Source organism: Limnospira platensis NIES-39, assembly GCF_026000695.1.
Lineage (GTDB): Bacteria > Cyanobacteriota > Cyanobacteriia > Cyanobacteriales > Microcoleaceae > Limnospira > Limnospira platensis.
In genome coordinates, this window is the sequence record NZ_AP026945.1 from 5,164,924 (window position 1) to 5,177,597 (window position 12,674).

The window sequence follows — 12,674 nt, forward strand, 5'->3', positions numbered from 1 at the left end:
GCACCCCTAAGAGTGTTTGTTTCGGTTAGGGGGGGGATATGCTTCCAAGTCAACACGATAGCCGTAGGGGGAACCCACTAGGTTATCAATGTACAACGATACTCCTATCAATGTACAAAGATATCAGACCGCCTACCTGGTTCCCTATGGGAGTCAGATTATTGGTGAAATATTGAGGAGCCTACTCACTACCAACAAAATGCGATCGCATAATCACGACTAACCTGGCTATGACATACTGAAGCGATACCCCCAAACAACTTTTCAACTGGTAACTTGTTTCGTCATCTCTCGCTGATACCTACATAATCCTAGAGAATTGATTCCCCATCGAAACCGATACCTACATACCGCTAGACAAGTCTCCAATTTATAGGGGTACTGAGTTCCGCACAGGATGATTACCCCTAATAGACGGGTTAAGGTTTTGGCTTAGGGTGTTTATTGTGGGTAAACTAGGGGTGGGTTCATATAAACTTCCAATAGACTACTGGCAATAGACTACTGGCAAAAAATACAAACAACCCCTATCATGATAGGACACGATAAGGGTTAAGGTTGTTATTGAGTTAGGGTTAGCTGTTAGGTGTTAGGTGTTAGGGTTTAGGGTTTAGCTGTTACTCATTCTGCACTTAGTAATCATAGCTAACGCTACGTCTGTTAGCTTGTCTACAATGAGTTGGTCAGATTTCCCTATGTAGATGTGATGATTGACGCTACCATCCCACCCTTTGAGGTTCCAGTAGGTAAAACCATTAATTGAGAGTTTTTTGCAAGCTGTAAATCGTTTACCATTAACCTCTACTGAAAAAGATTTATGGGTTTCTAGGTATTTAAACCATTCTAAAGAACCTACTTCGATACAGATATTACCATGACCTACCAGAAACCCTTTGTAAGACCCTGTTAGTGTGACTACTGGGAGTAGCTTAGGCATGAAAATCACCTCCCAGTAGGATATCGCTGTTATAACCATTAAGGTTACATTCAGGTGATATTACGTCTGAATCGAATCGAGTAATAATTGGATACTGAGATTCTACCCATTTCTCGTGTACTGCCAGAAAGTCAATAGCGTAATTATGAGCAATTTCTGCTATCGTGATTCTATCCTCACGAGTTGCTGTTAAATTATTGCCAGCTAATCTGACAAAAATCTCCCTAGCCATTTCTGCAATAACCATCATTTTTTCTTGTTCAAACTCATTCATGGCTTTATTTCCTATTGATTAATTGAACTTGTGATCATCATTATCGGGGTGATTTTGATTATTGTTGTGTTCTGTAATTTTTGCATCAAGCAAGGCTTCAATACCTTTGAGTAACTCGATTTCCGTGTTTAAAAAATGCCTGTGGATTTGAATAAATTCGACAATTTCGTCGAATTGTTCAGATGTGATAGCAAGTTCTACTAAGTCAAGTAATCCTACAACGTTAGGATTTAATCGATTACTCATGTAGCTATATTCTACTACGTTTAATCCGGGTGTACTTAATTTGATTGACATGGATTTATCCTTTGATAGTGGTTAATTTGTGATAGTTTAACGTCATTTCGGAAGGGTTTAAATTATTCGATTTTGGTTAGTAAATGCTTAATATAATTAAGCTGTTTTAGGAGTAATTGTTCCTTTGCGACTGCCAGGGAATACTCGGTTTGACAATCATTCATTATTGTTATCAAAGTATCCTTAGCGTCTTGTTTGGTAGCATTGTAAATCGTGGTGTCTACCATTTGTTTAAACGTTTTAAACCTTGTTTGAGTAATAGCGTCAATGTTATTTTGAGTCATTTTAATTCCCTCCTTAAATAATTTGTTTCCAAACGTTTTTGCCGTTTTGATTAATCATTGAATAGCCCCTGCTTTTCATTAGATTAGTCAACTCTGAAACATTAACGCGACTATCAAGATATCCATCTGTTTTAGCTCTCTCAATGGCTTCTTTTAACGCTTTCGGGTCGATATCAGTTACAACCTCGGTTAACTCAGGACATCCCGCGTTAATTGCCTGGTTGTTTTGTTTCATTTTTGCCTCAATACTTTGGCTTATAAAGCTGTCTAAAAATTGTTCAGTACCCGATGATATTGTCAAAACCTTTTCATTTATTAACTCCCAGTAATCATTAAATTGTTTAATTGACTCTATCAAAGGTGATTCATATATTAATGAATGTGTCGCGATAATCTCTAATGACAACCTACAATTGGTGATATCTTTTTTATGTTTCTGTAACAGTTTCTTAGCTTTACTGTATTGATTGCAGTTATCGAGATTTCGCCAGAAAATCTCTAATTGAGATGATAGCTTGTCTAGCGTTATATCCTCAATATCGCTTAATTCGTTTAATTCAAAATGATTCCCTCTATATTCCTCTGATGTCATAGTCTCTCGTTTTTTAAACCATATAGGAAACATCCGTCTTTTGAGTTCGTTTAACTCCCAAAATGTCCACAATGGATGTATTGAATTAATCACCTTTAAAGCGAAAGCATTAAAAATCATGTTAGTTCCCGGTGTCTGACTACTGATGGTTATTCGGCTATTTTTGCGGTTTAACACCTTGAAAAGCGATAACATATTCTCATTTTCAATTAATAAGCTAGGGGTGATATCTTCCCATACCAATATAAAATTTTTCTCAAATTCACATTGAAGGGGGTCATAAAATCGTTCATGTTGTATCTTGTTTCTCAGTGAAGCGAAAGTGCTATTAGCAAGCACCGAGGTTGTCTTGTATAGTTCAGATGCTACGGTAGCTATCTGTGACTTTCCAGTACCGCTAGACCCCCAAAGGAACAGGATGCCAGCTGTACTCATAAGGGTTACTGGAGACGCTATAAACGAGGCGATAATTGGAAACTGAATATCAGGATATGGTAGAACACAGACAGCCCGTAAAACAGACTCTAATTGCTCACCCAGGTTGCCTTCTGTGATTATTTCTTCTAGTTCAGATGACATTTGGCTTCTGATTAGCCTATAATCGATATAGTCGTCGGACATGGTACACTCCTATCGCTCTTGACTTGTTGACATGGTATGGTAGTTATTCCCCCCTAAATATTTAGGGGGGATTTATTTGTGACTACATTAATCGCAGTAATTCAATTAATGCAATTAATACATTAGAATCAAGTTGTTTAACCTTGTTATAAAGACTCTCAAAGCTAGGGTCACAATCCAAAACCTTAGCCCCTTCTGTTAACCTTTCCTCGAAGGTTTTGTATTTTGCCTTTCCATTAAATCCTGCTTTATTTTTAGTTTTGGATTCAATGAAAGCGTCAATATCTCCGATTGAGTAAGTAGCGAAAGATTGATTGAATGGATTAATACATTCAATTTCTAAGATATTAGAAATATCAGAGTTTAAATTATCGTCTCCGATATTTCCCTCTAATATCCTGTCAGAAGGTCTGACTGATGATTGACTTAGATTTATTGTTGCTGTAAACATCACAGAACCGTCTGTAAGCATTGAGTCACTTTCGACTATTTTAAGCAATGCGAGTTCTGGAGATGTAGGGGTGTATTCTCGTTTTTTGCCGTTATATTCAGTCTCGTATTTTTCAATATAAAACCGTACAGCAATTAATTCTTTATCACCTTGGGAATAACTCCAATCCCTATCATTGAAGTTAGAAAAATCCCCTGATACACCTTTCCCGAATATCCATAAATGAGGTGACTTAATTCGGAATTATGCATAATCAACAATTAGAAAGGTTGCCGTTTCACCGGGCTTAACTGCACTGCAATAACTAAATTTATCGTCCTGTTTTTTGCCGTAATATCCGATACTCATGATTAATTATCCTTTGATGATTGATTATGACGTTTGAAATTTTTTTGCATACCTCCCAAAATTGAGGGTTACCAACAATTGATACTCGTAGGCTGCCTTCATTTGTCAACCTTGCTGTAGCGTGACCTCTGTAGTCCCCCCTAGGGCTATAACAACCCATATAGGAATAAGCTAAATCAAGGATTTCCTGGGTTTTATGTTCCTTTATAGGGGTTAGTATCCGGTAGGCTATTTGAGTGGTTTCTGACTCAAATAGGTGTGGGTTATAGGTGGTGTTTATTAACTCACCGTCAATGGAAAATAACCCTGTAGTTTATTCATTGTTTGCCCTTGGAATTTCTAAGTTGTTTAAAATCTCCTGAAACTCGTCGATATTGATAAATGAGATGCCTTGCCATCGGTAGGATGTCCCCCTTATAACAAACCAACACTGATTGACTAAGCCAGGATTAAGGTACTGCAATAACTGCATTTTTAGCTTAAATGAATCAGTTAATACTCCCTTAACTTCGATGTAACGATTAAAGAACGGACTATAAAAATCTGGAATCCAGGTGATATTTTTCCAAGGTTTTTTGTTTTCAATTAACGTTAGTTTAGGATGCACAATTAATTGATTTATCGTATTTTTGTAGAAGGTGATAAACCCGACAATCAAATACACTTGGAAAATAATAGCCGTCTATTTTTTTTCCTCTGGCATTGTATTTATTTTTCATTTTTTGGGTACACTCCGAAAGATGTATTAGGATTATCAGGTTCTCTATCCCCGCCGTTTTCGGCTTGATATATATTCCATTCATCCCTGTAGAACTCTAGGGCTTCTGTACAAATTTCCTCAAGTTTTTCAGGATGTAATGGGATTAATTTTTTAAGAATTTCGCCTATAAAATAAGCAATAAAATCCTTATCAAACTTAACTAAAGTTGATGGCCACGTTATTCCTGACTTTCCACTGGAAATTGGAACTTTGATATATAGGGAATGACCGATATACATCAAGGGGGTTAACGCGATGTTTCGTAGGTTAAGCCTAACCTCGGACCAATGACGTGGTATCATGCTATAATTTCCTGATGCTTGTTGACTGCCACCTGGGTATTATTCATTTTCAGGACTGTATTTTCAGTCCTGAAAACAGATAATATATGGGTGGTTTTATTTTGGACTAGCCTTAATCTAACCAACTAGAAAATGGGTTGACTTCATTATCTTCATCCTCTAAATCACTCTCAGAGCCCAATAGATGGTCTTCTAGTGCATTAATATCATCCTGTATGGCTCCCGTAACCTTACGAGGTAGCTTTACTCCACCTGCTTTTAATAGCGTCAGGATTGCGTTGGTGACTCGTTTAAGTGTGGCAATCTCTGAATATGTCAGATAAAAGGTATTTGAGTTGATAATCTCCGACGTTTGGAGTTTGTTGGTCAATGATTGAATTAATGAAGTTTTGGGGTAAGGAAGGTAAGTATTAACCAACTCCAAAAACGCAGTAAATTGTTTAAACCGACTCAACGTCTCTTGGTATTCTGTAGGAGTCAATACTTTATTAGTATTGACATTAGTTACATTTTCTACAGTTACGCTACCTTCAATTGATTCTGTAACTGTATAGTTACCTTGCTCTTTTGAATTCACTGTATTTAATTAAAATTATCTTATCTAATTAATTTATTAAAAATAAACATAAATTATACAATTTATACTTATTTATAAAATAATCAAATATCACATTAAGTATATATAGAATGTACAAATAATAACAAATACAAAAAACCCGTTAATCCTATTTTGTGAGTTAACGGGTATATACTTAGTAACAAGTAGTCGATTATTTACCTTTACTGTTTTTGCCTTTACTTGGAGGGTTAGCAGGTGGGTCTCCTGATGCTAGATTAGACGCTTTAGTTTTTCCGGCCGTTAGTTCACCCAAACCAGTTAATGGATAATTAGCCTTATCAGGTATTTGATACCATTTATTGTGCGTTCTGAGTGATAATGGTTTTATAGTCCAATAATGCGCAAAAACATATAGCAAGCAGTTAATCGAGAAAATGTTAGGAACTTTTAAACTAATAAACCGCAACTTTTTTTCACCTGCGTTAGTTCCTGACGTTGTATAGGTACGCCAAATTCCTGGAGTTTGTTCGCCAGCAGGCCCTTCTACAAATACACGATAAAATCCTGTCTTTTTACCAACGCTATGACCTAATCCTGCTGGTACTTTTCGTCTATTAGCATTACTTGATGTATTACCACCTCTAGATGCGGGTCTCCAGATAGGTAACGCCCTGACTTCTGCGGGTTCATTACTCACTGTGTCTGAGCCTAAATTGTAAAGTAACAACATAGGCATAGGGATGACGTGTTTACAGGTTTTATCTACTGGAGCCTCAACCATCAGTGATATCCCTAGTTTAGTGCCTTTCGGTTCCGCTAGTTTAGCAAGAAATTTTTCTTTATATTTATCGAACGCATCACTTAACGGCATAATTTACCTCATTAATTACTGAATAAAGACTTAGGTAGACAACAATAGTGTTAATGTCTACCTAGTTAATGAACCCTAGTCAACAAAAACAGCAATGGCTTCTACATCGATAGAGCCATTAGTAGCATCCAAAACATCATCAGTAGGGATTGTTAGGGATACTGTCACAGCTCCAGTTGCCATGTTGCGGGTATAAGCTGTAACTACCGTTACACCATTAGGGTTTCTAGTTGCGTTTATTTGCGCTCTCTGAACCTGTTCAATAACTTCTAGCAATTGGTGTTCGAGAGTGGCACCATTAAGAGTTACGGGGCTTGCCATAGTCATTACCTCTAATAAATCAATAGTAATAAGATCACACCTATATCAGTTTGGTGTTAGTTATATTTTCGTTAAGGAAATGCTACATATATGTAGCTTCTATTTAATGAAAACTACATTAGACTGTAGTTGGTGGTTGGTTCCCGGTTTTCATCTCTAACGATGTCCTCGTAGCTGTTCTGATTACATCATCTACCCAGCTAGGTTTCTTCTCAAAATGTAAAGGAATTTTTACTTTAGACTTCCTAGGGTCTTTATACATTGCTAAAGCGGAACTTTCTCCCATATCGATTTTGGCTTGTTCAAACTTATCAATTAATTCCCAGTTAAGTATTTTGACCTCCGATATATACATTTTTGTTTCCTTTATTCGTTTCGCATTTTCCCTACCGCCAAAACCTTTCCTTTCCTCAAATATCAAAGGGTAAACAATACTAGAATCTGTTAATTGTACTAAATCCTTACAAATACGTTCAGCATCTGACTTGCTAGATTCATTCACAAAAAATGAAAATTTCCTACCATTTCGCATATTGCAGGTTACTTTGATATTGCCTTTTGTGAACGCTGATTTACTAGGTTGAGTAAATATCCTTTGTAATTTATCCCAGGTTATTTTACTTCTTTCTACTGATGGGAGTTCTATTTGAGTTTTTGGTAATGTACTCCTACGTTCTTTAGTCCAATATGGAGGTTTTTTGTAGTTATATAAAATAAAGGTTAATTGAATTTTTAAATTACTACTATTCGGAACTTCAGAGATATCTCCAGACCCTACAAATTGCCCCATATCACGATTACCTAGTATTTCAGTTTGAGCTAACACATTTGCTACATTTTCTTGAAGGTTTCTTAATGATGATACTAGTCTAAATCGCTCTCCACCATTTTCTACAACCGCGTTAACTAATTGTTGTTGTCTATTTTCCTCAATGCGTTGTAATGCAATATATTCATCTAATCCTTGAGCAACTAAAATAATTGCTTCTTTACAGTTATCTGAGAATTCCTCCCAAAATTCTTCACTACTATCTTGATTCCAAATAGTGTTAATATTTCCATCATATTTTTCTGGTAATTTCTCCCTAGCTTCCCTTCTCTGTTTACCGAAACTCCATTCTTCACCTTTTTCGTCACCCCACTTTTCAATCGTTCCTTTACCACCAGGAACCATTGAAACAATAGCCGTTGCAAGTGTTGAAGGACTTTTATCTAAAAACATTTTAACAACCCGTCTACCATGTTTAAACAGTTGCCATGCTATGGCTTTCATAGCCATGTTAAATGACTGTTTAACGTATGAGCCGAAAGCTGTAGATACTTCCATAAGCATTTCAGGTCCCTTGCTTAAGGCAATGTGCATAGCAGCGGCTTTGTTGATAAATGCAATACCAATGGTAGGCAATACTCCACAAACTAATTTACCTGCCATATTACCCAAAAAACCGGCGGTAGTACTAATAAATTGATTAGCAATATTCATCATATTTTTGTCTATCTGTTCATCTGATATATTCCAGTTGAAATTCCAGAAACTATCCCAATTAGACGTGATAAATCGTGCTACTTTCTCAAAACTAAAGTTAGATAAAAACTTAGTAATTCCTTCCCATAACCAACCTCCAAAACTTTTGCCCCATTCAACTACTTTACCAGTTATTTTTGCCCATAGCTTGCCAAACCAACCCATCTCTTGAGTAGATGTTCTCTGAGCTAAATTAACTTGTCTAACGCCATTCCTACCTATACTGCTACGGGTTTGACGGCTAGACAAGCTACGAGTACTCCTTAGCATTCTTGCACTTCTGGCAACCATTACAAAGTCCCTCTTAGTGGGTTATCGCCGTCAATCAATTCGGTTTCTATCTTGATATCAGGAAAGTCTTTTTTCAATAATTCTTGTACTTTATTAGTCTCTTGCTCTCTAATCTCGTCTTGTTTTTTCATTGAATCATATAACCTAGTTAAATCGGCTAATATGTCTTTTGACGGGTCATTACCATTAACTTGTAAAGTACCTTGCGCTCTAACTATTGAGAATATTTCCTTTATTTGATTTAAGGCTGTCTGTAGTGTTTCTTTCGCGTTCTTTTGATTAGTGATTTTAACTTTACTTTCATTAGGTTCTAGTAGTTCCTCAAAATTATCAGCCTCTGGAGTAAACGCTGTTTTTAGTTTCTCGTATTTTTCCTCGGTTTCAAATCCTAAATAGTCTAATATTTCCGAGACTTCCCTACCAGCTTTAAAGGCTGCTGAATGCGCCAAACCTGCTTCATGTAAACAGGTTAAAACAGCGTTTTGTGTAACCTGATGAGAGATGGCAATTTCCATTACCATCCCGAATATTTCAGCAATTGATTCAGCTAAGTTAGGTAATTTGATTTCCGCGTGTTCCTGTTCTTTGGTCATCAAATTTACGTCATCAATCTCGACTTTAACTTCAAATTCACCCCATCTTTCGTCATCGATGTCAAATCGATACATTAACCATTCTGGCAATGTGTTTATTCGTTTAATTCTGTTCTCTGGATTATCAGCATTAACCGTGATTTTTTCCGGCATTTCAGCCGGAAAGGATTCAGGGTCTAGGAACTCGTAAATCCTTCTAATCATTCCACAGCATTCTTCGTTCATATCTGGTATTGTTATCGTTCGTATATTTTCAGGTTCTTCTCCTTCGATGCATTGCGGGATATCTTTTGTGCTCGCGGAAAATCTAGGAATTACATAATCAAATTCTGTGCATTCCATCCACCAATCACAAAATACACCTATACTTTCAAACATTAAATCAGGGTCGCCGTATGCCCACTCAGACTCCCACTGTCCTTGCGTATAAAAAAACCTCTCACTTCCTGTTGGTTGAGGAGTTTCTCCCCACCTCCAATCCATATGACTAAAAAAAGTGATGCTACTTCCACTTGGTGGAGGATTACAGCATCCCCCGCTACCCATTTGTCTGTCGAACTCTTCAACGCTGTACTTTTCATTAGCTTTTATGGTACAACCGATATTGCCATTTCCGCCATTTCCATTGTCTGAATCATCATCTGAATCATCATCTGAACTATCGCCTGGTCGCCTTCCTTTATCATCATCTACCTCGTCACCGCTATTAGGACCGCCAAAACCTCTACCAGCGCCACCCTTTCCCCTAGGTTTTTTTCCTCCCTTTGGTTCATCTCTGTTTGGTGGTTCCTTGACAGTTGCCTCTTTTTTAATATCCTCTCTTTTTTCCCTTTCTTCAGCTTCTCTTTTTTTGTGATATTCATCTGCATCCCAGTATTCAGGAGCTACATATTTAGAATCACTTATAAATTTGTTTCGAGTATCTAATTCCCTCCCGTATGGGTCTCCAGTCCAACCTCGAAACGGGTCTCCTAGTTTACCGGGGTCATCGTTTAATCTAAAGGGAGCTGTGTCATATCTAACTCCCGAGCGAGGTCTAACCTTTGGTTTGTCTCTAATCGTCCGTCTGTCTCTAACCATATTAACGTTTTGTACTAAGTTTAATAGTATTATATGATAGTATAATTATGTTACTAAATCCATTAAATAAGGGAAATCATGAGAGGTGTTAAAAATATCGCGGCTCATATAAACGCTGCTAACTGGAGTAACGCCATAGAGTTATTTAACGGGACTATTTTAGAATCATTAATAACAGAAAGATATAAATATGATATCGGTATTTACAGCTATATATCATCGTTAAACGCTAGATGTTACACTCCCAGTATTGCACAATCACAAATCCCCACAATTTACCCGGAAGATAGCTATTACCAACGGTGGGAAAAAAACAGGAAGTGTTGCAGGGAGCGGTAGATTTACAGATATTTTATGGGAATATGGCAACAGAAAACGGGTTAAATTTAGGGATTGTCAAATTGCCATATTATGGAGGCATTCACACCGAAAACCTGTTAATTGAATTAATCACTAATCAAAACGAAGGTTTAGCAATTGATAGCAACTCAATAGTTAAAGCTAGGTGTTTAACTCAGTTACATAACAATGATTCTATTAATATTTTGGGCATGGCTGAATATCAACTCGATACAGTTCCTCAAACCCCTACATTGACACAACCCGAAAATTTTGGGGTGACAATAGGCAATACCCCCACGTTAGTTAGACCCTCAAATATTAATCGGTATAGGTTGCACTTACAAAACGTAGGTTCTGTAGGGGTATGGTTTTGTCACGGCGATATCAGTAACTGTGTACCTTATCAATGCCTATATTTACCTCCTAACGCTGGGTGGGATGATGAACTAAAATCAACAGCTTCTATCTATGCTATAACTGAGGATAGCGTAACCAATATTGTTGGATTAGAACAAATAATAAATTGGTAAATTTTACTTTGATTTAGGAGTTTATTATGAGTTTCTCAGTTTACAGTTCTATTGTCAATTTAGACACTCTAAATATGAGCAGTAAAATACCGGGAACTCCCGAAACTACCGCGATAAGTTTGACTGCTAACACTATCACGGAAGTTGTGCCTATCAATGCTACCAGTAACGGTAGAACGGTGTTTGTAAAGAATCGGTCAAATACCAATGTACATCTAATATTTGACCCTACAGGTGATAGCGTGTCAGACGCTGCATTTTCGGTTAAGCCAGGTGATACCATCTCAATAACGTGGGGTAGAACTGAGTTACAGGCGATAGCAGAATCTAGCGCTAGTATCAGCGTTACAATTATCGAATATATCAATATGTAATCATCAAATGAATGGCTAGTATTAAGTTATTAGCCATTTATTTGATTACTCAATATAGAGGCAGTTATGACTAATTTCAACATTTACTCTAGTAAGTTTGGGCAATCAACCGATGACTTGCCAGAAGGTGAAGTTAATCTGTATTTAACTAATGAACGGATACAAGCAGTTATTGACTCCAATACTAATTTAGTCAAATTAACTGAGTTAATTTGGAATAATATTATTAATAAACCTGGCACTTTCCCCCCATCTACTCATTCCCATAGCTGGACTGAAATAACGTCCAAACCGTCTACGTTTACTCCATCAGAACATACACATACTATTGCTAATGTTACAGGACTTCAAAGTACATTAGACGGTAAAGAGCCTACTTTTACCAAAAGTACAGCATTTAACAAAAATTTTGGAACAACTATTGGAACTGTTACAGAAGGTAACGATGTCAGATTATCAAATGCTAGAACACCAACTAGCCATACACATACCTTATCTCAAATAACAAATTCAGGTAATGTTGCTGCCATTGATACAAATGGCAGTACATCTAACTATTTACGCGGCGATGGTGTTTGGGTAACACCTCCTAATACAACCTATTCTGCGGGAACTGGCTTAACTTTAGTAGGAACTGAGTTTAGAAACACCGCCCCAAACGTATCCACCAACCTCTCTACAAGCACTACAAGCAATACGTTAACCGTTAACAGTTCTGATGGTACTAATGCTGTATTACCTGGTGCCACGACTGCGCTTGCGGGTCTAATGACGGGGGCAGATAAAACCAAGCTGGATGGGATTGCGGCAGGCGCACAAGTAAATGTAGCAACTAATTTAGGAGTAACAGCAGGAACAACAGCAGGTCCTGTAGTTACATCATCAACAGGAACTAATGTTACTTTACCTACAGCTAGTGCAACTAATTCAGGGATAATTACAACTGGGAATCAGACATGGACAGGAGTTAAAACATTTAATTCATTAATTACCGGGTCAATAAGTGGAAACGCCGGAACAGCAACAGCACTTCAAACTGCTAGAACAATTAATGGGACTTCGTTTAATGGTAGTGCCAATATAACAATAACTGCCAATACTCCTAATACATTAACAAATGGTACGGGATTAACTGGAAATAATTTTAATGGGAGTACTGCCACAACATGGGCGGTTGCTTATGGCACTACAGCAAACACAGCCTGTCAAGGTAATGATAGTAGATTATCTGACGCTAGGACTCCCACAACGCACACACATTCAAATATTACATTAACTGCAGGTGATGGTTGATCCGGAGGAGGAACTTTAGCAGCTAATAG

The 12,674-nt window shown here is 37.3% G+C and carries 17 protein-coding genes and 1 pseudogene; 5 read left to right on the forward strand and 13 right to left on the reverse strand.

Features of this window, described 5'->3' with window-relative positions:
• Positions 1-88: 88 nt before the first annotated feature.
• Entirely contained in the window at positions 89-223 is a 135-nt protein-coding gene (locus tag N39L_RS25425; RefSeq protein ID WP_286131332.1) for a hypothetical protein, read from the forward strand.
• Between the two features lie 387 nt (positions 224-610).
• Here N39L_RS25425 and N39L_RS25430 read toward each other — a convergent pair whose 3' ends face one another.
• From N39L_RS25430 to N39L_RS25490, 13 genes and pseudogenes are all read right to left on the reverse strand, one after another.
• Positions 611-976 (reverse strand): hypothetical protein, encoded by a 366-nt coding sequence (locus N39L_RS25430; RefSeq protein WP_014274186.1) that lies wholly within the window; start codon positions 974-976, stop codon positions 611-613.
• Complete coding sequence (locus tag N39L_RS25435; protein ID WP_035736471.1) at positions 930-1,211, reverse strand: hypothetical protein; 282 nt, start codon at positions 1,209-1,211, stop codon at positions 930-932. Before N39L_RS25435 ends, N39L_RS25430 begins: the two co-directional genes overlap by 47 nt.
• An 18-nt stretch (positions 1,212-1,229) precedes the next feature.
• Complete coding sequence (locus tag N39L_RS25440; protein ID WP_231851959.1) at positions 1,230-1,508, reverse strand: hypothetical protein; 279 nt, start codon at positions 1,506-1,508, stop codon at positions 1,230-1,232.
• A 62-nt stretch (positions 1,509-1,570) separates the two neighbouring features.
• Complete coding sequence (locus tag N39L_RS25445) at positions 1,571-1,792, reverse strand: hypothetical protein (RefSeq protein WP_006616005.1); 222 nt, start codon at positions 1,790-1,792, stop codon at positions 1,571-1,573.
• A 13-nt stretch (positions 1,793-1,805) separates the two neighbouring features.
• The gene (locus N39L_RS25450) at positions 1,806-3,005 is read right to left on the reverse strand and encodes a hypothetical protein (RefSeq protein WP_014276744.1); all 1,200 of its coding nucleotides are present in this window, start codon (positions 3,003-3,005) and stop codon (positions 1,806-1,808) included.
• A gap of 82 nt (positions 3,006-3,087) precedes the next feature.
• Positions 3,088-3,477, reverse strand: a complete 390-nt coding sequence (locus N39L_RS25455; protein ID WP_231851946.1) for a hypothetical protein — start codon at positions 3,475-3,477, stop codon at positions 3,088-3,090.
• Positions 3,478-4,117: 640 nt separating this feature from the next.
• Positions 4,118-4,523: pseudogene (locus N39L_RS25460) on the reverse strand (DUF1064 domain-containing protein).
• Positions 4,513-4,866, reverse strand: a complete 354-nt coding sequence (locus N39L_RS25465) for a hypothetical protein (protein ID WP_014274312.1) — start codon at positions 4,864-4,866, stop codon at positions 4,513-4,515. The pseudogene N39L_RS25460 and the gene N39L_RS25465 overlap by 11 nt, the downstream one beginning before the upstream one ends.
• A gap of 112 nt (positions 4,867-4,978) precedes the next feature.
• Positions 4,979-5,443 (reverse strand): hypothetical protein, encoded by a 465-nt coding sequence (locus N39L_RS25470; protein ID WP_014274313.1) that lies wholly within the window; start codon positions 5,441-5,443, stop codon positions 4,979-4,981.
• Between the two features lie 193 nt (positions 5,444-5,636).
• Entirely contained in the window at positions 5,637-6,296 is a 660-nt protein-coding gene (locus N39L_RS25475; protein WP_014274314.1) for a hypothetical protein, read from the reverse strand.
• Positions 6,297-6,371: 75 nt separating this feature from the next.
• Positions 6,372-6,617 carry a hypothetical protein gene (locus N39L_RS25480; protein ID WP_014274315.1) on the reverse strand — a complete coding sequence of 82 codons (246 nt, stop codon included), beginning with the start codon at positions 6,615-6,617 and terminating at the stop codon, positions 6,372-6,374.
• A gap of 118 nt (positions 6,618-6,735) precedes the next feature.
• Positions 6,736-8,391: a hypothetical protein gene (locus N39L_RS25485; RefSeq protein WP_014276745.1), complete on the reverse strand. Its 1,656-nt coding sequence runs from the start codon at positions 8,389-8,391 to the stop codon at positions 6,736-6,738.
• 41 nt (positions 8,392-8,432) lie between these two features.
• Positions 8,433-10,106 (reverse strand): hypothetical protein, encoded by a 1,674-nt coding sequence (locus N39L_RS25490; RefSeq protein WP_014276746.1) that lies wholly within the window; start codon positions 10,104-10,106, stop codon positions 8,433-8,435.
• Between the two features lie 78 nt (positions 10,107-10,184).
• Here N39L_RS25490 and N39L_RS25495 point away from each other — a divergent pair, with 78 nt between their 5' ends.
• The 4 genes from N39L_RS25495 (at position 10,185) to N39L_RS25510 (ending at position 12,645) form a co-directional block, all read left to right on the forward strand.
• A complete protein-coding gene (locus tag N39L_RS25495; protein ID WP_014276747.1) occupies positions 10,185-10,445 on the forward strand; it encodes a hypothetical protein in 261 nt (86 codons plus the stop codon).
• On the forward strand, positions 10,409-10,978 hold the full coding sequence (locus tag N39L_RS25500) for a hypothetical protein (protein ID WP_231852004.1): 570 nt from the start codon (positions 10,409-10,411) through the stop codon (positions 10,976-10,978). The genes N39L_RS25495 and N39L_RS25500 overlap by 37 nt, the downstream gene beginning before the upstream one ends.
• 26 nt (positions 10,979-11,004) lie before the next feature.
• Entirely contained in the window at positions 11,005-11,352 is a 348-nt protein-coding gene (locus N39L_RS25505; RefSeq protein WP_014274319.1) for a hypothetical protein, read from the forward strand.
• Positions 11,353-11,418: 66 nt separating this feature from the next.
• On the forward strand, positions 11,419-12,645 hold the full coding sequence (locus tag N39L_RS25510; protein ID WP_014276748.1) for a hypothetical protein: 1,227 nt from the start codon (positions 11,419-11,421) through the stop codon (positions 12,643-12,645).
• Positions 12,646-12,674 lie beyond the last annotated feature (29 nt).

What these genes read in the sequence shown, in the direction of transcription:
- N39L_RS25425 (WP_286131332.1), top strand. Translation starts at nt 89, where the DNA reads ATGTACAACGATACTCCTATCAATGTACAAAGATATCAGACCGCCTAC.
- N39L_RS25430 (WP_014274186.1), bottom strand. Translation starts at nt 976, where the DNA reads ATGGTTATAACAGCGATATCCTACTGGGAGGTGATTTTCATGCCTAAG.
- N39L_RS25435 (WP_035736471.1), bottom strand. Translation starts at nt 1,211, where the DNA reads ATGAATGAGTTTGAACAAGAAAAAATGATGGTTATTGCAGAAATGGCT.
- N39L_RS25440 (WP_231851959.1), bottom strand. Translation starts at nt 1,508, where the DNA reads ATGTCAATCAAATTAAGTACACCCGGATTAAACGTAGTAGAATATAGC.
- N39L_RS25445 (WP_006616005.1), bottom strand. Translation starts at nt 1,792, where the DNA reads ATGACTCAAAATAACATTGACGCTATTACTCAAACAAGGTTTAAAACG.
- N39L_RS25450 (WP_014276744.1), bottom strand. Translation starts at nt 3,005, where the DNA reads ATGTCCGACGACTATATCGATTATAGGCTAATCAGAAGCCAAATGTCA.
- N39L_RS25455 (WP_231851946.1), bottom strand. Translation starts at nt 3,477, where the DNA reads ATGCTTACAGACGGTTCTGTGATGTTTACAGCAACAATAAATCTAAGT.
- N39L_RS25465 (WP_014274312.1), bottom strand. Translation starts at nt 4,866, where the DNA reads ATGATACCACGTCATTGGTCCGAGGTTAGGCTTAACCTACGAAACATC.
- N39L_RS25475 (WP_014274314.1), bottom strand. Translation starts at nt 6,296, where the DNA reads ATGCCGTTAAGTGATGCGTTCGATAAATATAAAGAAAAATTTCTTGCT.
- N39L_RS25480 (WP_014274315.1), bottom strand. Translation starts at nt 6,617, where the DNA reads ATGGCAAGCCCCGTAACTCTTAATGGTGCCACTCTCGAACACCAATTG.
- N39L_RS25490 (WP_014276746.1), bottom strand. Translation starts at nt 10,106, where the DNA reads ATGGTTAGAGACAGACGGACGATTAGAGACAAACCAAAGGTTAGACCT.
- N39L_RS25495 (WP_014276747.1), top strand. Translation starts at nt 10,185, where the DNA reads ATGAGAGGTGTTAAAAATATCGCGGCTCATATAAACGCTGCTAACTGG.
- N39L_RS25505 (WP_014274319.1), top strand. Translation starts at nt 11,005, where the DNA reads ATGAGTTTCTCAGTTTACAGTTCTATTGTCAATTTAGACACTCTAAAT.
- N39L_RS25510 (WP_014276748.1), top strand. Translation starts at nt 11,419, where the DNA reads ATGACTAATTTCAACATTTACTCTAGTAAGTTTGGGCAATCAACCGAT.